14 protein-coding genes are annotated in these 17740 nt (G+C 70.8%); 5 read left to right on the top strand and 9 right to left on the bottom strand.

Annotated elements, in window-relative coordinates; translation table 11 throughout:
- Positions 1–7: 7 nt before the first annotated feature.
- Positions 8–1147, bottom strand: coding sequence for an ADP-forming succinate--CoA ligase subunit beta (sucC, locus tag ACVHNB_RS12675; RefSeq protein ID WP_456228086.1), 1140 nt, complete (start codon positions 1145–1147; stop codon positions 8–10).
- Between the two features lie 190 nt (positions 1148–1337).
- Here sucC and ACVHNB_RS12670 point away from each other — a divergent pair, with 190 nt between their 5' ends.
- From ACVHNB_RS12670 to ACVHNB_RS12650, 5 genes are all read left to right on the top strand, one after another.
- Positions 1338–3032 (top strand): thiamine pyrophosphate-binding protein, encoded by a 1695-nt coding sequence (locus tag ACVHNB_RS12670; protein WP_456228085.1) that lies wholly within the window; start codon positions 1338–1340, stop codon positions 3030–3032.
- Between the two features lie 15 nt (positions 3033–3047).
- The gene (frc, locus tag ACVHNB_RS12665) at positions 3048–4313 is read left to right on the top strand and encodes a formyl-CoA transferase (RefSeq protein WP_456228084.1); all 1266 of its coding nucleotides are present in this window, start codon (positions 3048–3050) and stop codon (positions 4311–4313) included.
- 3 nt (positions 4314–4316) lie between these two features.
- Positions 4317–6470, top strand: coding sequence for an acetate--CoA ligase family protein (locus tag ACVHNB_RS12660; RefSeq protein ID WP_456228083.1), 2154 nt, complete (start codon positions 4317–4319; stop codon positions 6468–6470).
- A gap of 121 nt (positions 6471–6591) precedes the next feature.
- Positions 6592–7977, top strand: coding sequence for an OFA family MFS transporter (locus ACVHNB_RS12655; RefSeq protein ID WP_428951230.1), 1386 nt, complete (start codon positions 6592–6594; stop codon positions 7975–7977).
- 1 nt (position 7978) lies between these two features.
- Positions 7979–9352 carry an OFA family MFS transporter gene (locus tag ACVHNB_RS12650; protein ID WP_428951231.1) on the top strand — a complete coding sequence of 458 codons (1374 nt, stop codon included), beginning with the start codon at positions 7979–7981 and terminating at the stop codon, positions 9350–9352.
- Between the two features lie 75 nt (positions 9353–9427).
- Here ACVHNB_RS12650 and ACVHNB_RS12645 read toward each other — a convergent pair whose 3' ends face one another.
- The 8 genes from ACVHNB_RS12645 to ACVHNB_RS12610 all read right to left on the bottom strand — a co-directional run bounded on the left by ACVHNB_RS12645 (position 9428) and on the right by ACVHNB_RS12610 (position 17710).
- Positions 9428–10609 carry a sugar phosphate isomerase/epimerase family protein gene (locus ACVHNB_RS12645; RefSeq protein ID WP_456228082.1) on the bottom strand — a complete coding sequence of 394 codons (1182 nt, stop codon included), beginning with the start codon at positions 10607–10609 and terminating at the stop codon, positions 9428–9430.
- A 110-nt stretch (positions 10610–10719) separates the two neighbouring features.
- Positions 10720–12105: an alkaline phosphatase family protein gene (locus tag ACVHNB_RS12640; protein ID WP_456228081.1), complete on the bottom strand. Its 1386-nt coding sequence runs from the start codon at positions 12103–12105 to the stop codon at positions 10720–10722.
- Entirely contained in the window at positions 12102–13274 is a 1173-nt protein-coding gene (gene eboE, locus ACVHNB_RS12635) for a metabolite traffic protein EboE (RefSeq protein WP_456228080.1), read from the bottom strand. Before eboE ends, ACVHNB_RS12640 begins: the two co-directional genes overlap by 4 nt.
- Positions 13275–13277: 3 nt before the next feature.
- Entirely contained in the window at positions 13278–14129 is an 852-nt protein-coding gene (locus ACVHNB_RS12630; RefSeq protein ID WP_428951236.1) for a TatD family hydrolase, read from the bottom strand.
- Entirely contained in the window at positions 14129–14758 is a 630-nt protein-coding gene (locus tag ACVHNB_RS12625; RefSeq protein WP_456228079.1) for an EboA domain-containing protein, read from the bottom strand. Before ACVHNB_RS12625 ends, ACVHNB_RS12630 begins: the two co-directional genes overlap by 1 nt.
- Positions 14755–15624 (bottom strand): sugar phosphate isomerase/epimerase family protein, encoded by an 870-nt coding sequence (locus ACVHNB_RS12620; RefSeq protein WP_456228078.1) that lies wholly within the window; start codon positions 15622–15624, stop codon positions 14755–14757. The genes ACVHNB_RS12625 and ACVHNB_RS12620 overlap by 4 nt, the downstream gene beginning before the upstream one ends.
- Positions 15621–16538, bottom strand: a complete 918-nt coding sequence (locus tag ACVHNB_RS12615; protein ID WP_456228077.1) for an SCO3242 family prenyltransferase — start codon at positions 16536–16538, stop codon at positions 15621–15623. Before ACVHNB_RS12615 ends, ACVHNB_RS12620 begins: the two co-directional genes overlap by 4 nt.
- Positions 16535–17710, bottom strand: a complete 1176-nt coding sequence (locus ACVHNB_RS12610; protein WP_428951243.1) for an inositol-3-phosphate synthase — start codon at positions 17708–17710, stop codon at positions 16535–16537. Before ACVHNB_RS12610 ends, ACVHNB_RS12615 begins: the two co-directional genes overlap by 4 nt.
- Positions 17711–17740 lie beyond the last annotated feature (30 nt).

The following is a 17740-nucleotide window of genomic DNA, read 5'->3' as shown; positions in this document are numbered from 1 at the left end:
CGTCTCCTTAAAGGGGGTTGGCGACGAGGGCGAGGCCGGCGGCCTGCCGTGCGGCGTCGTCCATCGTGGTGGCCTGCCGGATCAGCGGGTGGGCGCGTGCGTCGAGGACGGCGCGGCCGCGCGCGGCGTTGTTGCCGTCGAGCCGGACGACGAGCGGCTTGGTCAGCCGGACGCTGTCGAGGGCCTTCACGATGCCGTCGGCGACGGCGTCGCAGGCGGTGATGCCGCCGAAGACGTTGACGAAGACGGATTTCACGGCCTGGTCGGAGAGGATGACGTTCAGGCCGTCGGCCATGGTCTGCGCGGAGGCGCCGCCGCCGATGTCGAGGAAGTTGGCGGGGCGGGCGCCGCAGCCGGCGACGACGTCGAGGGTCGACATGACGAGGCCCGCGCCGTTGCCGATGATGCCGACCTCGCCGTCCAGCTTGACGTAATTGAGGCCCTTGGCGGCCGCCTCGGCCTCCAGCGGATCGTCGTGCGTGGCCTCCTGCGCGCCCCAACGCTCGCGTCGGAAGCGGGCGTTGTCGTCGAGGGCGATCTTTCCGTCGAGGGCGAGGAGCTGTCCGCCCGTCGTGCGCACGAGGGGGTTCACCTCGACGAGGACGGCGTCCTCCCGGGTGAGCACACCCCACAGGCGGACCAGGGCGTCGACGGCCTGCGGGGGCAGTCCGGCCGCGTCGGCGATCTCGGCGGCCTTGGCGCCGGTGACGCCCTCGGCGGGGTCGACGGGGATGCGGGCGACGGCCTCGGGCCGGGTGGCGGCGACCTCCTCTATCTCCATGCCGCCCTCGGCCGAGGCGATGGCGAGGAAGGTGCCCGCCGCACGGTCGAGGACGTAGGAGACGTAGAACTCGCTCTCGATGTCCACGGGTTGGGCCAGCATCACCGTGCGCACGGTGTGGCCCTTGATGTCCATGCCGAGGATCTGGCGTGCCGTGAGCTCGGCGGCGGCCGGGTCCGCGGCGAGCTTGACGCCGCCCGCCTTGCCCCGGCCACCGGTCTTGACCTGCGCCTTGACGACGACGCGGCCACCGAGCCTGCGCGCGATCTCCCGCGCCTCCTTCACGGAGTCGGTGACCTCGGCCTGCGGCACCACGATGCCGTGTTCCGCGAAGAGTTCCCTTGCCTGGTGCTCGTACAGGTCCATTTCGGCTCCTGACTCGAAAGTGCCGCACGCCCCCTGGACACCACCCATCGGATGCGGGATAACAAGGTTCATACAGTATTCGTCGACTGTATGCAATGTACGAGCGACGCACGAGAGTCAGGCCGGAACCGTGCCTGTCACGCGCCCGACCTGCTCTTTTCAATCCCCTACGAAGGGACGGGACTTCGCCATGCCCCAGTCCGATGCGGACCACGGCCAGGACCAGATCTCCGGTGGACACCTGGTCGCCAAAGCACTCAAGGCAGAGGGTGTGGAGGTCATCTACACCTTGTGCGGCGGCCACATCATCGACATCTACGACGGCTGCGTCGACGAGGGCATCGACGTCGTCGACGTACGCCACGAACAGGTCGCCGCGCACGCCGCCGACGGCTACGCGCGCATCACCGGGAAGCCGGGCTGCGCCGTCGTGACGGCCGGGCCCGGCACCACCGACGCCGTCACCGGTGTCGCCAACGCGTTCCGCGCCGAGTCACCGATGCTGCTCATCGGCGGCCAAGGCGCCCACACCCAGCACAAGATGGGGTCTCTCCAGGACCTGCCGCACGTCGACATGATGACCCCGATCACCAAGTTCGCCGCGACGGTGCCGGACACCGCGCGGGCGGCCGACATGGTGTCCATGGCGTTCCGCGAGTGCTACCACGGGGCGCCCGGTCCCTCCTTCCTGGAGATACCGCGCGACGTGCTCGACGCGAAGGTGCCGGTGGACAAGGCGCGGGTGCCGAAGGCCGGTCGGTACCGGGCCTCCACCAGGTCCGCCGGCGACCCCGAAGCCGTCGAGAAGCTCGCCGACCTCCTGGTGCACGCCGAGAAGCCGGCGATCCTGCTGGGCAGCCAGGTGTGGACGACGCGCGGCACCGAGTCGGCCATCGAGCTGGTGCGCACGCTGAACGTGCCCGCCTACATGAACGGCGCGGGCCGCGGCACCCTGCCGCCCGGCGACCCGCACCACTTCCAGCTGTCGCGCCGCTACGCGTTCGCCAACGCCGACCTCATCATCATCGTCGGCACCCCCTTCGACTTCCGCATGGGCTACGGGAAGCGGCTGTCGCAGGACGCGACCGTGGTGCAGATCGACCTCGACTACCGCACCGTCGGCAAGAACCGGGACATCGACCTCGGCATCGTCGGCGACGCGGGGCTCGTGCTCACGTCGGTGACGGAGGCGGCCTCCGGGCGCGTCAACGGGGGCGCCGCCAAGCGCAAGGAGTGGCTCGACGAGCTGCGCGCCGCCGAGCAGACGGCGATCGAGAAGCGGCTGCCGAACCTGCGCTCCGACGCCTCCCCCATCCACCCCTACCGGCTCGTCAGCGAGATCAACGACTTCCTCACCGAGGACTCGATCTACATCGGCGACGGCGGCGACATCGTCACCTTCTCCGGGCAGGTGGTCCAGCCCAAGTCGCCCGGCCACTGGATGGACCCGGGTCCGCTCGGCACGCTCGGTGTCGGCATCCCCTTCGTCCTCGCCGCGAAGCAGGCGCGGCCCGACAAGGAGGTCGTGGCCCTGTTCGGCGACGGCGCCTTCTCCCTCACCGGGTGGGACTTCGAAACGCTCGTGCGCTACGACCTGCCCTTCGTCGGGATCGTCGGCAACAACTCCTCGATGAACCAGATCCGGTACGGCCAGAAGGCCAAGTACGGCGACGAGCGCGAGCGCGTGGGCAACACCCTCGGCGACGTCCACTACGACAAGTTCGCCCAGATGCTGGGCGGCTACGGCGAAGAGGTCCGCGACCCCGCCGACATCGGCCCGGCCCTGCGCCGCGCCCGCGAGTCCGGCAAGCCGTCCCTGATCAACGTGTGGGTCGATCCGGACGCGTACGCCCCCGGAACCATGAACCAGACCATGTACAAGTAGTGAGGTGCCCCCGAGATGACTGACACGGCTGACACGGCTGACACGACTGTCGCGACCAAGGCTCTCGAAGGCATCCGCGTCCTCGACATGACCCACGTCCAGTCGGGACCCTCCGCCACGCAGCTCCTCGCATGGCTCGGCGCGGACGTCATCAAACTGGAGGCGCCGACCGGTGACATCACGCGCAAGCAGCTGCGTGACATCCCGGACGTCGACTCCCTCTACTTCACGATGCTCAACTGCAACAAGCGGAGCATCACCCTCAACACGAAGACGGAGCGCGGCAAGGAGCTGCTGACCGAGCTGATCCGCCGCTCCGACGTGATGGTCGAGAACTTCGGCCCCGGCGCCGTCGACCGCATGGGCTTCACCTGGGACCGCATCCAGGAGATCAACCCGCGGATCGTGTACGCGTCCATCAAGGGCTTCGGCGACGGCCCGTACACCAACTTCAAGGCGTACGAGGTCGTGGCCCAGGCCATGGGCGGATCCATGTCGACCACCGGTTTCGAGGACGGGCCGCCGCTCGCCACCGGTGCCCAGATCGGTGACTCCGGGACCGGTGTCCACGCGGTCGCCGGCATCCTGGCCGCACTGCTCCAGCGGGCGAGCACCGGGCGCGGTCAGCGCGTGAACGTGGCCATGCAGCACGCGGTGCTCAACCTGTGCCGCGTGAAGCTGCGCGACCAACAGCGCCTCTCCCACGGCCCGTTGGCCGAGTACCCGAACGAGGACTTCGGCGACGAGGTGCCGCGCTCCGGCAACGCCTCGGGCGGCGGACAGCCCGGCTGGGCCGTGAAGTGCGCGCCCGGCGGACCGAACGACTACGTGTACGTGATCGTGCAGCCGGTGGGCTGGCCGCCGCTGAGCGAGCTGATCGGGCGGCCCGAGCTGGCCGGCGACCCCGAGTGGGCGACCCCGGAGGCGCGGCTGCCGAAGCTCAACAAGATGTTCCAGCTGATCGAGGAGTGGTCCTCGACGCTCCCGAAGTGGGAGGTCCTGGAGAAGCTCAACGCCCACAACATCCCGTGCGGCCCGATCCTCTCCACCAAGGAGATCATCGAGGACGCGTCGCTCGTCGCGAACGAGATGGTCGTCGAGGTGCCGCACCCGCAGCGCGGCTCCTTCACCACCGTCGGCTCCCCGCTCAAGCTCTCCGACTCCCCCGTGCACGTCACCGGTTCCCCGCTGCTCGGCGAGCACAACGAAGAGGTCTTCGTCGGTGAACTCGGTCTCGGCGACGAGGAGTTGCGCCTGCTCAAGTCGAACGGAGTGATCTGATTGATGGCCGAGGACCGTGAGCTGACGGTGCGCGCGCTGCTCGACGCCGTACGGGCCGAGGGACGCGCGGCGCTCACCGCGCCGGAGGGGAAGGTGATCGCCGACGCGTACGGGATAGCCGTACCCGGCGAGGACCTGGCGACCGATGTCGACGAGGCGGTGGCGGCCGCGGCGCGCTTCGGCAAGCCCGTGGTGCTGAAGATCGTCTCCCCCGACATCCTGCACAAGACCGACGCGGGCGGTGTCGTCGTCGGGGTGGAGGGCGCGGCCGACGTACGCGCCGCGTTCCACCGGATCATCGAGAACGCGCGGGCGTACGCGCCGGACGCGCGCATCGAAGGCGTTCAGGTGCAGGAGCTGCTGCCGACGGGGGCGGACACCCAGGAGGTCATCGTCGGGGCGGTCACCGACCCGACGTTCGGCAAGGTCGTCGCCTTCGGGCTGGGCGGCGTGCTGGTCGAGGTCCTCAAGGACGTCACCTTCCGGCTCGCGCCCCTGGACGCCGACGAGGCCCTCGGGATGCTCGACTCCATCGGCGCGGCGGAGGTGCTGCGCGGGGTGCGCGGCGCGCGCGGCGTCGACCGGTGGGCGCTGGCCGAGCAGATCCGGCGGGTGTCCCGGCTGGTCACGGACTTCCCGGAGATCGCCGAGGTCGACCTCAACCCGGTGATCGCGACACCGGACGGCGCGGTCGCCGCCGACATCCGGGTGATCCTCGCCGAGGGGGCGCCGAAGCCGCGGCGCACGTACACACGGGAGCAGATCCTGACGTCGATGCGCCGGCTGATGCAGCCGCGCTCGGTCGCCGTGATCGGCGCGTCCAACGAGCAGGGCAAGATCGGCAACTCGGTCATGCGCAACCTCATCGACGGCGGCTTCTCCGGGGAGATCCATCCGGTGAACCCGAAGGCCGATGACATTCTGGGCCGCAAGGCGTACAAGAGTGTCACGGATGTCCCCGGTGAGGTGGATGTGGCGGTCTTCGCGATCCCCGCCAAGTTCGTGGCAGCGGCCTTGGAGGAGGTGGGGCGCAAGGGCATCCCGAACGCGGTGCTCATTCCGTCCGGCTTCGCGGAGACCGGTGAACAGGCCCTCCAGGACGAGATCGTGGCCATCGGCGAGCGGCACGGGGTGCGACTGCTCGGGCCGAACATCTACGGCTACTACTCGACGTGGCAGGACTTGTGCGCCACGTTCTGCACGCCGTACGACGTGAAGGGCGGTGTGGCTCTCACCTCGCAGTCCGGCGGCATCGGGATGGCGATCCTCGGCTTCGCGCGCACCACGAAGACCGGCGTCTCCGCGATCGTCGGGCTCGGCAACAAGTCGGACCTGGACGAGGACGATCTGCTGACCTGGTTCGGCGAGGACCCCAATACCCGGTGCATCGCCATGCACTTGGAGGACCTCAAGGACGGGCGCGCCTTCGTGGAGGCCGCGCGCGCGACGGTGCCGAAGAAGCCCGTCGTCGTCCTGAAGGCGGGGCGGACGGCCGCGGGCGCGAAGGCGGCCGGCTCGCACACGGGCGCGCTGGCCGGCGACGACGCCGTGTACGACGACATCCTGAAGCAGGCCGGTGTCATCCGGGCCCCGGGCCTGAACGACATGCTGGAGTACGCGCGGGCGCTGCCCGTGCTGCCCACCCCGCGGGGCGACAACATCGTGATCATCACGGGCGCGGGCGGTTCCGGTGTGCTGCTGTCGGACGCGGTGACCGACAACGGGCTTCGGCTGATGGAGATCCCGGCCGATCTGGACGCCGCCTTCCGGCAGTGCATCCCGCCCTTCGGGGCCGCGGGCAACCCCGTCGACATCACGGGCGGTGAGCCGCCGTCGACGTACGAGGCGACGATCCGGCTCGGCCTGGAGGACCCGCGCATCCATGCGCTCGTGCTCGGCTACTGGCACACCATCGTCACCCCTCCCATGGTCTTTGCCGAGGTAACGGCCCGCGTGGTGCGGGAGTTCCGTGAGCGCGGCGTCGAGAAGCCCGTGGTCGCCTCGCTGGCCGGGGACGTCGAGGTCGAGGAGGCCTGCCAGTACCTCTTCGAGCACGGGGTGGTCGCGTACCCGTACACGACGGAGAAGCCGGTGGCGGTGCTGGGCGCCAAGTACCGGTGGGCCCGCGCGGCGGGACTGTTGGGGGGCGGTCGATGAGGTGACCGATGCGGGTCCGGCCGGCGGTGTGCGCCGGCCGGACCCAGGACCCGCGCGCACACGAAAGCAATGTGGACAGGGGGCGCTGGCCAGATCTTTCGATGCAAGGGGTGCGACCGTCATGACCACGACCGATCTACCACCGTCCGTCCCCTACAGGGAGGTGACGGACGTCAACGGCCGGGTGTACCGGGTTGGCGAGAGCGACATCGACATCATGGGGCGCAAGCGCAAGTGGATGGTGATCCTGCCATGGGTGGGCATGATGGGGATCTCCTCCGCCGAGTACGCGTTCGCGTCCGCCGAGGAGACTCTGCACACCGCGCACGACTGGAACAGCCTGCACATCTTCTGGATGATGACCGTGTGGGTGTTCTTCCAGGCAGCGGTGGCCTTCCCCGCGGGCAGGCTGCGTGAGAGCGGAAGGCTGCCGGCCCGCTGGGCGATGATGATCGGCGCGTCGGGCACCTTCATGGGGTACCTGTCACTGGCCCTCGCGCCGCACGTCGTCGTCGCCTACATAGGCTTCAGCGTGCTCAGCGGAATGGGCGCGGGGATGGTGTACGCCACCTGCGTCAACATGGTGGGCAAGTGGTATCCGGAGCGCAGGGGCGGCAAGACCGGCTTCGTGAACGGCGGATTCGCCTACGGTTCGGTGCCGTTCGTCTTCCTCTTCACCGGCTACATGGACCTCACCAACTTCCGCTGGGTGCTGCTGTCGGTGGGGGTCCTGCTCGCCGCGATGGTCGCGTCCGCCGGCTACTTCTTCAAGGATCCGCCGAAGAACTGGTGGCCCGCGAACATCGACCCGCTCCATCCGCCCGAGGATCCGCGCGCCCGCCGTTCGCTGGAGAAGAACCCGCCGGCCGTGAAGCAGTACACCCCCATGGAGGCCTGGCGGACGGGCCGGGTGGCGCTGATGTGGTTCTGTCTGGCCTGCACCTCCGGCGTGAACATCTTCGGCATCGCCTTCCAGGTCGACATCGGGGAGGAGGCGGGCTTCGCCGGCGGGATCGTGGCCACCGCGATGTCGCTCAAGGCGATCGTCAACGGCACCGGACGCGGTGTCATCGGCTGGCTCTCCGACCGGTACGGCCGCAAGCAGTGCCTGCTCGCGGTCTGCGTCATCCTGGGCCTCGCCCAGTTCGGCATCCTCTGGTCGGCCGAGGCCAAGAACCTGCCGCTGTTCCTGGTCTTCTCCGCGATCTCCGGATTCGGCGGCGGCGCCATCTTCCCGATGTTCGCGGCACTCACCGCGGACTACTTCGGCGAGAACAACAACGCGACCAATTACGGCATGGTCTACAGCTCCAAGCTCGTCTCCGGCCTCGGGGCGGGCATGGGCGCCCTGGTCGTCGGCGCGTGGGGGCATTCCGGCGCCTTCATCCTCGCGGGCTGCATCTCGTTCTTCGCCGGTTTCGTGGCGCTCTTCCTGTCGCAACCCGGCAGGCCCAAGTCCCGTGGCATTCGACCCAATCCGCAACCGCTCGGTGAGGAGATGGCGTGATATGACGGCGGAGCCCATCGCCGCAGGCGATACAGCACCGGCCACCGGCGCAAGGTACCGAGAGATCACCGACGAGAACGGCCGCGTCTACCGCGTGGGCGAGACGGACCGCGACATCCTCGGCCATTCCCGTAAGTTCATGGTGTATCTGCCATGGATCGCGATGATGGCCATCAGCGTTTCCGAGTACGCCTACGGCTCGGCGGAGGACACGCTGTCCAGCGCCCACGGCTGGACGCAGTCGAACACCTTCTGGATCCTGAGCGTCTGGGTGTTCTTCCAGGCGGGCATCGCCTTCCCCGCCGGATGGCTGCGGGAGAAGGGCATCATGACCGCCAAGCGGGCCATGATGATCGGCTCGTTCATGTGCATGCTCGGCTTCATCGCGCTGTCCCATCTCAGCAACGTGTGGCTGGCGATCCTCGGGTTCGGTGTCGTCGGCGGGCTGGGCTCCGGCCTCGTCTATTCGACCTGTATCAACATGGTCGGGAAGTGGTTCCCGGAACGAAAAGGCGGAAAGACGGGTTTCGTGAACGGCGGCTTCGCCTACGGGTCGCTGCCTTTCATCTTCATCTTCAACTACGCCTTCGACACGTCCAATTACCATCGTGTGCTCGACATGATCGGTCTGTACGTGCTGGTCGTCGTCCTGGTCTGCGCGTTCTTCTTCAGGGACCCGCCGAAGAACTGGTGGCCGCAGGACATCGACCCGCTCGCGAAGTCCGGCGCGGGGAAGGGCGCGAAGTCCCTCGCGAAGAATCCGCCCGCCGTGCGTCAGTACACGCCCATGGAAGCCATCAGGACCGGGATGCTGCCGATCATGTGGTTCAGCCTGGTGCTGACCGCCGGTGTGTCGATCTTCGGCATCTCGTTCCAGGTGAACTTCGCCAAGGAGGTCGGCTTCGGGCCGCTGGTAGCGGCGTCCTCGATGGGTGTCATGGCCGTCATCAACGGGGTCGGCCGGGCCGTCGTCGGCTGGATGTCGGACATCTGGGGCCGCAAGTTCAGCCTGGTCCTGGTGATCGTCGTGCTCGGGCTCGCCCAGTTCGGCGTGATCTGGGCGGGTGAGATCAAGAGCGAGTGGCTGTTCCTGGTCTTCGCGTTCCTGTCGGGCTTCGGCGGTGGCGCGTTCTACCCGATGTTCGCGGCGCTGACCCCGGACTACTTCGGGGAGAACTACAACGCCACCAACTACGGTCTCGTCTACAGCGGCAAGCTCATCAGTGGCCTGTTCGGCGGCGGGCTCGGCTCGATGGTGGTCGCCGCGTGGGGTTACAACGGGGCGTACGCGCTGGCCGGCGGGATCTCCATGGTGGCGGCCGCCTTCGCCCTGCTGCTGCGGCAGCCGGGCCGACAGAAGACGGCCTCGGTGTAGGAGCGACGACCGAGTGGGGCCCGGCCGATGGCGGCCGGGCCCCTCATGCGCGTGCTGTCAGCGCTTCCTGCGTCGTCAGCGCTTCTTGCGCAGTGCCGCCAGGTTGTCGTACCCGATCTTCGCGAACCTCAGGGACTGGCCGAGATCCGTGGAGCTGGGCGCGGTGTCCTGCTCGACCATCGGGTTGTGGTAGTTCTTCTCGCCGACCCGGCTGAAGAAGGTGCGGTAGTCGATGACGCCCTCACCGAAGGGCACCATGTCGTAGCCCTCTCCGCTGGTGTCGTTGCGCGTGCCGTCCTTGGCGTGGAACAGCGGGTAGCGCTTGTTGTTGCGGGAGACGAGCCCGGCCGGGTCGAAGACCTTCTCCCGCTGGGAGCCGTCGTGCGCGGTGTACGTGTGGAACTTGTACTGCGCGACGTGCGCCCAGTAGATGTCCATCTCCAGCCAGACCGTCCTCGGGTCGGTGCCCTTGAGGAAGTACTCCAGCTTGCGGATGCCGGAGCTGCGGGTCGGGCGGCCCTGGGCGTCGAGCGGGCCGCCGTCGAGCAGGAAGCCGTACGCCGCGTCGTGGTTGTGGGTGTAGAGCTTGATACCGGCCTTGTGGGCGATGTCGCCGAGGGCGTTCCACTTGTCGGCGGCGACGTCCCAGTCCGCCTTGTACGAGCTGCTGGTGGGGTCGCCACCGGTGCCCATGTGGGACATGCCCAGAATGTTGGCGATCTCCAGGTGCTTCTTGAACGTGTCGATGTCGGCCTGGCTGAGCGGCCACGACGACGGGATGAAGCCGTGGTTGCCCTGGGCGCGCAGGCCGTACTCGTCGAGCCAGGAGCGCAGCAGCTTCGCCCCTTCGACGGACTCGAGGTTGGCGCCGCCGGGCGCGTTGGCGTGCTGGCCGTAGCCCGCGAACTCGACCTGCTTGTAGCCGTAGCGGGCCAGCTCCTTGAACACCTCGCGGAAGCCCGAGGGCAGGTCGGAGGCGAGCGGGTCGCGGCCGGTGGCGTCGCGGACGGTGTAGAGGATGATGCCGCGCCGGTTCGCGGGCACGAGTTCGCTGCCGCGGCCGTGACCGCCGTGGTCGTGGCCGTGCCCGTGGCCACCGCCCGTCGAGGAGTGGGCGAAGGACGGTGCGGCGCCGAACACGGGCGCGGCGATCGCGCCCGCGGCGACGGCGGTGCAGGTGCTGAGGAAGCGGCGGCGGTTGATGCCGAGACGCTGTCTGAGGGCGTCGTCGGCGGGGGTGTCCTGGAAGTCGGTCACGGGTGCCTCTCTTCGACGTGCGGGCGGATACCACTGGCGCGTTGTCAGTGGAGCGTGCTTCACTCTCTGTAACTGGTCCTGGTCAGGCGCGGTGTGGGCCGAGGCGTGCCTCAGCCCAGGCCGGCCAGGTCGAGGAGCAGCGATTTCACTGCGGTGGCCGGGACGCGGCCGGGAAGTGCATGGGGGGTGGAGCTGATGATGAGCGGACCGTCGTCGTCGCTCGTGGGGAGGCGGCCGTGGCTGCCGCGAATAGGTGAGGGGTCCAGCGGCACGACCGCCATGCGGTAGCGCAGGCCGAGCTTCTTGCGGGCGAGCGCGCCCGCGGCCTTGACCTTGACGTAGGGGTCGAGGGGGTCCATGAACAGTTCGACCGGGTCGTAGCCGGGTTTGCGGTGGATCTCGACGAGCTGCGCGAAGTCGGGGGCGCGGGCGTCGTCGAGCCAGTAGTAGTACGTGAACCAGGCGTCGGGCTCCGCGATGGCGACGAGTTCACCGGCGCGCGGATGGTCGAGGTGGTGGTCCTTCTTGCCCTCGTCGTCGAGGAGTTGCTCGATGCCGGGCAGGTCGGCGAGTGCGGCGCGGGTGGCGTCGAGGTCCTCAGGGCGGCGCACGTAGATGTGCGCGATCTGGTGATCGGCGACGGCGAACGCCCGTGAGGTCATCGGGTCGAGGTACTCCATGCCGTCCTGCGTGTGCACCTCGAGCAGGCCCGCCCGGCGCAGCGCCCGGTTGATGTCGACGGGGCGGTCGGCGCGCGTGATGCCGTACTCGGACAGGGCGACGACGGTACGGCCCTCGGCCCGGGCGTCGTCGAGGAGCGGGGCGAGAGCGGTGTCGAGCTCGGCTGCGGCCCGGTGCGCGCGGGGGTCGTCGGGGCCGAAGCGCTGCAGGTCGTAGTCGAGGTGAGGGAGGTAGCACAGGGTCAGGTCGGGGTGCCGGGTCGCCATGACGTGGCGGGTGGCGTCGATGATCCACTGGCTGGAGACGATGTCGGCGCCGGGGCCCCAGAAGTGGAAGAGCGGGAACGTGCCGAGTTTCTCGGTGAGTTCGTCGTGCAGGGCCGGGGGCCGGGTGTAGCAGTCGGGTTCCTTGCGGCCGTCGGCGTAGTAGACCGGGCGGGGGGTGATGGTGATGTCGGTGTCGGCGCCCATGGCGTACCACCAGCAGATGTTGGCGACCGTGTAGCCGGGGTGGGCGCGGCGGGCGGCGTCCCAGAGTTTGTCGCCGGCCACGAGGCCGTTGTGCTGGCGCCACAGCAGGACGTCGCCGAGTTCGCGGAAGTACCAGCCGTTGCCGACGATGCCGTGCTCGGACGGCATCGTGCCGGTGAGGAAGGTGGACTGGGCGGCGCAGGTGACGGCGGGCAGCACGGTGCCGAGGGCCGCGCGGGATCCGGACTGGCCGAGCGACTTGAGGTGGGGCATGTGGTCGAGGAGACGGGGGGTGAGGCCGACGACGTCCAGGACGAGGAGCGGGGTGGGGCGGCTGTCCGTCATGGCAGCTCCTTGAGGCCGAGGTCGGTCAACAGGTCGCGGGCGAGGGTGAGTTCGGCGGCGATGCCGTCGGCCAGCTGGGTCCGGGCCCGGGGGCGCAGTTCGGGCGGCAGGGCCTGCCAGGTGTACGTCTCGACCTCGAGGTGGTGGGTGAGGGGGTGCGCGCCGCCGACGAGTCGGGTCAGCGTGTCCTTGAGGACGGGGAGCGTGGAGGTGAGCGGGGCCGAGGGCGCCGCGTGCAGGGGGACGTGGAAGTGGGCGCGCCACGGCGCGGTGTCGGGCAGGGCTGCGCCGTCGAGGGCGGGGCCCAGGTCGTCGGTGCCGTGGAGGCCGTCGGCGGTGACGGTGCGGGTCTGGTGCAGGAAGCGGGGTTCGTCGAAGGCGGCGAGGGCCTCGCGGACGTCGGGGAGGCGGGGGTGTTCGGCGTGCAGGGCGGCGGAGAGCTGCGATTTGACGACGGGGATGTGGGCGGCGGCGAGGCCGTCGAGGGCGGCGCCGGGGTCCTCGAAGGAGGTGGCGAGATGGCAGGTGTCGAGGCACAGGCCGATGCGGTCGGTGCGGGCGACGGCGGTGAGCGGGCCGATGGCGTCGGCGGTGGTCTCGACGGTGCAGCCGGGTTCCGGTTCCAGGCCGATGCGGATCGACCTGCCGGTCAGCTCCTCGAGGGCGTCGAGGCGTTCGGCGAGGGTGATCAGGGCGGTGCGGGCGACTTCGGCGCGCTCCCCGTCGTACGCGGTGCGCCAGGCGAGCGGCAGGGTGGAGATGGTGCCTTCGGTGACGTCGGCGGGGAGCAGGGTGGCGAGCAGGCGGGCCAGTTCGGTGGTGTGGGCGAGGCGGTCCGGGTCGGCCCAGTCGGGCTTGTAGACGCGGTACTTGACCTCTTCGGCGCCGAACCCTTCGTAGGGGAAGCCGTTGAGCGTGACGACTTCGAGGCCGCGCCGGTCGAGTTCCGCGCGCAGGCCGCGCAGCGCCGCCGGGTCGGTGGTCAGGGTGCGGGCGGCGTCCTTGGCGAGCCACAGGCCGATGCCGAGGCGGTCGCGGCCCAGGCGTCTGCGGACGGGCTCGCAGTGGTCGCGGAGCTGGGCGAGGACGCCGTCGAGGGTCTCGGCGGGGTGCACGTTCGTGCAGTACGCGAGGTGGACGGTGGACCCGTCGGGGTGGCGGAAGCGCATCTGTCACGCTCCCCCGCGCAGGATGGAGTTGCCCTCGTGGGTCGCTTCCTGCGGGGGTGGCGCGTCGAGTTGGAGGCGGCCGCTCAGACCGTAGAAGGCGACGGGGTTGCGCCACAGGACGAGGTCGACGTCGTCGTCGGTGAAGCCGGCGGCGAGCAGGGCGTCGGCGACCCTGCGGGTCTTGAGCGGGTCGCTCTTGCCCCAGTCGGCCGCCGAGTTGACGAGGACCTTCTCCGGGCCGTAGGAGCGCAGGATCTCGACCATGCGGTCCTCGTCCATCTTGGTGTCGGGATAGACGGAGAAGCCGAGCCAGCTCCCGGCGTCCTTGGCCTCCTTGGCGGTGGTCTCGTTCAGGTGGTCGATCAGGACGTGCTCGACGGGGAGCGCGGACTCGCGGACCACGTCGAGGGTGCGGCGCAGGCCGGCGAGTTTGTCGCGGTGCGGAGTGTGGACGAGCGCGGGCAGCTGATGGTCGGCGGCGAGCTGGAGCTGGGTGGCGAGCGCCGTGTCCTCGGCGGGGGTCATGGAGTCGTAGCCGATCTCGCCGACGGCGACGACGTTGTCCTTGACGAGGTAGCGCGGCAGGGCGTCGAGCACCGGGGTGCAGCGCGGGTCGTTCGCCTCTTTGGGGTTGAGGGCGATCGTGCAGTGGTGGGCGATGCCGTACTGGGCGGCGCGGAAGGGTTCCCAGCCGAGGAGCGCGTCGAAGTAGTCGAAGAAGGAGGCGGGCGAGGTGCGGGGCTGCCCGAGCCAGAAGGAGGGTTCGACGAGCGCGCGGACCCCGGCCGCGTACATGGCCTGGTAGTCGTCGGTGGTGCGCGACGTCATGTGGATGTGGGGGTCGAAGATGCGCATCAGGACTCCTCCGTCGCGGGTGCCGTCAGGGTCAGGACGCGGTGCAGGTCCTCGGGGACGGACCGGCCCGCCGCGGTGCGTTCCTGGGCGAAGTCGTCGAGCATGCGGGCGAGTTCGGCGTCGCCGTGGGCGCGCCGCCACAGTTCGGCGACGGCGTCGACGGACACGCCGGTGAACAGGCATTTCAGGACGGCGTGCCGCCAGTGGTGGGCGGGCAGGTGCTCGGCGGCGTACGGGCCGACGGCGGCGGCGACCAGGCGGGTGTCGTTGGTGCGCAGCGCGTCCTCGACCAGCGGCAGGCCTTCCGGGCCGGGTACGAGGTGGGGCAGGGACGTCAGGACGGCGCGGCGTTCGGCGGCGGTGCCCTGGGCGTACAGGCGGGTGAGGGTGTCGGTGTCGGCGCGGGCGGCGTGCAGCAGGAGGACGCGGGTGGCGTCGGCGTGGTCCTGGCCGGTGCGGCGGCCCGCTTCGGCGAACCTCAACTCCCAGACGGGAGGGGCCTTTTCGTCCCGGGTTCCGGTGTGGGCGGCGGCCTCGGCCAGGGCCTGGTCGAGCCAGGCGCGGGCGGCTCCGGTCAGTGCCGTGTCGAGCTGGGCACGGAGTGCCGCGAGGGTGGTGGGCGGGGTCATGCGCTGCCTCCTCGTGCTGCTGACCGGAGGAACTCCAGGGACCGGGCTGCCAGGTCCGGGCCGGCGTGGGAGTGCCGGGGCAGTTCGACCACGGTCAGGCCCTGGTAGCCGGTGGCGGCCAGCGCGTCGAGCACCGGGGGGAAGTCGATCTCGCCGTCGCCGAACGGCAGGTGTTCGTGGACGCCGCGGCGCATGTCCTCGATCTGGACGTGTCGCAGCCAGGGCGCCGCCGCGCGGACGCAGTCGGCGGGCGGGTCCGGTTCCAGGCATTGGCAGTGCCCGATGTCGAGGGTGAGGCCGAGGACGTCGGGGCTGCCCAGGGCGCGGCGCAGCCGGTGGAAGTCGGCGAGCGTGGCGAGCAGATGGCCGGGCTCGGGCTCGATGGCGAGGGGGACGCCGGCGGTGGTGGCGGCTTCCACGACGGTGCCGAGTTCGTCGGCGAGCTGCTTCCACGCGGTGTCCGGGTCGGTGCCCTCGGGGGTGATGCCGCTGAAGCAGTGCACCGCGTGGGCGCCCAGGTCGGCGGCGACCTGGACGGCGCGCAGGAGCAGCCGGGTGCGGGCGGCGCGGGCGTCCGGGTCCGGGTCGAGGAGGGAGGGGCCGTGTTTGCGGCGCGGGTCGAGGACGTAGCGGGCGCCGGTCTCGACGGTGGCCGTCAGGTGGTGCCGGTCCAGGGTGCGGGCGACCTGGCGGGTGCGGGCAGCGAGGTCCGGGGTCAGCGGGTCCAGGTGCATGTGATCGAGGGTGAGGCCCACGCCGTCGTAGCCGAGGTCGGCGAGGAGGGCGAGGGCGTCGTCGAGGCGGAGGTCGGTGAGGCCGTTGGTGCCGTAGCCCCAGCGCAGGGTCTGCTCCGTGTGGGGGCTCATGTCACGCTCACCTTTCGGGAGAAGCGGCGGGCGAGCGGGGCGAGCGAGGCCGTGAGCAGGGCGGTGCCAAGGGCGCCGGAGCGCGCGGCCAGGGCGGCCTGCAGCGGGATCATGGCGCGGATCCCGGCGCCGACGGCGCGTTGGGTCAGGGGCGGGGACGGGTTGAGGGCGGCGTGGAGGAGGGGGCGGGCCGTGGTGGCGGCGTATGCGGTGGGACCCGGCAGGCCGAGGGGGGCTGCGGCGCCTCGGCCCGCCGGGAGTCGGAGGAGATGGGTGGTGAGGGTCGTGGTCACCGCGAGGGCGGCGGCCGGGGCCAGCGGGCTGCCGCCGGTGGTCTCGTTGCGGGAGACGGCGGTGACGGCCGCGGTGTGGGTGGCGAGGGTCAGGGCCTCGGGGACCGCCGCCGGGAGCCGCCTCGACGGGGCGGGGGCGGGCGTGGCGGTGTTCCTGTTCGTGGCGTCGGGTGATCCGGCCGCGCCCAGGAGCAGGTCGAGGCCCCGGGCCGCGCCCATCGCCAGCGGTCCGGCCGGGGTGCGTTTCAGGCCCAGGTCGTATGCCCAGACCGTCGCGGCCAGCGCCGTGCCGAGCAGGCCCGCGGAGCGGCTCGCGCGAAACGCCAGGCCGACGCCTGCTCCGGTGAGGGCGACCGCCGCCGTCAGCGCCGCGGCCGGGCGGATGCGTCCGGACGGGATCGGGCGGTGGGGCCGGTCGATGGCGTCCTCGGCGCGGTCGGCCCAGTCGTTGAGGGCCATGCCCGCCTCGTACAGGCACAGGGAGGAGCCGATGGCGAGGAGGGTGCCGCGGCCGGGGCGGGCGCCCACGGCGGCCGCGCCCGCGAGGGCGTCGCCGGGGACGGTGAACAGGGCGGGCAGGCGCAGGAGTTCGGCCCAGGCGCGCCGTCGGCCGCCGCTCATCGTGGGTCCCGCAGTCGCCGGGCGAAGTCCACCAGTGTGGCGAACTGCTCGCCGAGCGCCGACGACGCGTCGCCGTCCGGGTCCTTGAAGTAGAAGCCCAGTTCCGGGCGCGGCCCGGTGAGCCCGACGGTGTGGGCGCGCAGCAGGAGGCGGGCCAGGTCGAGGACGAGGGGCGCGGCGAGGGCCGAGTCGCAGCCCTGCCAGGTGGTCTGGAGGACCATGCGGGCGCCGAGGAAGCCGTCGAAGGCGATGTGGTCCCAGGCGGTCTTCCAATCGCCGAGCGCGGGCACGTCGTCGATGTGCACCTCGCCCTGGGGTGCGGCGCCGAGGGTGTCGGCGAGGACGCGTTCCTTGCCGGCGTTCTTCGCGGCGGCCGCCGCGGGGTCGGCGAGGGCGGCTCCGTCGCCGCCGCCCAGCAGGTTGGTGCCGGACCAGGCGCGTACGGCGAGGGCGCGCTGCAGGAACATCGGGCCGAGCACGGAGCGCAGCAGGGTCTGTCCGGTCTTGCCGTCGCGGCCCGCGTACGGGACGGCGGCGGTGGCGGCCGCTTCGGCCAGGGCGGGGTGGTGCAGCCCGCTGGAGGGGGTGAAGTTGACGTAGGGGCAGCCGGCGCGCAGGGCGGCGGCGGCGTACAGGGAGCTGGGCGGGAGGTGTCCGTCCGGCGGGACGGGTTCGGTGGAGGCGACGTTCACGACGACGGCGCCCGCCAGTTCCCGGCGTTGTACGAAGTCCTGGATGTCCGCGGCGAAGACGTCGATCAGGTCGTCCTGGGTGCGGCCGGTGCGCTCGTCCGTGCCACCGGTGCGGTACGCGTCGCCCGGCAGGGGTCCGCCGGGGCGGATCTCCTGGTCGGCGGCGGCGAGGTCGGCGTGGACCGCGGAGGGCAGGCCGTGCGGCAGGACGCCGCCGGCGGCGAGGTGTTCGGCGCGTTTGGGCAGCGGGCAGTCGACGGTGTCGTGGCCGCCGAAGACGAGCGACGACAACGTTGGCAGACCGACATCGGTGAAGGGGGTGGTCTCGGTGACCATGCCGGTCGGCGGGTGCAGACCCGCGGCGACGGCGGCGCAGCCCGCGATCGCGGTGGTGGCGACGGAGCCGCGGGCTCCGACGAGCCAGACGCCGAAGCGGGGGCCGGACGAGGTGGGGGTAGGGAGGGACGGTTCGGCGGACATGGGCAGCCTCCTTGTCGTACGCGAACCGGG

The organism is Streptomyces sp. YJ-C3, assembly GCF_053891275.1.
This window is presented reverse-complemented; position numbering and strand designations above follow the sequence as displayed.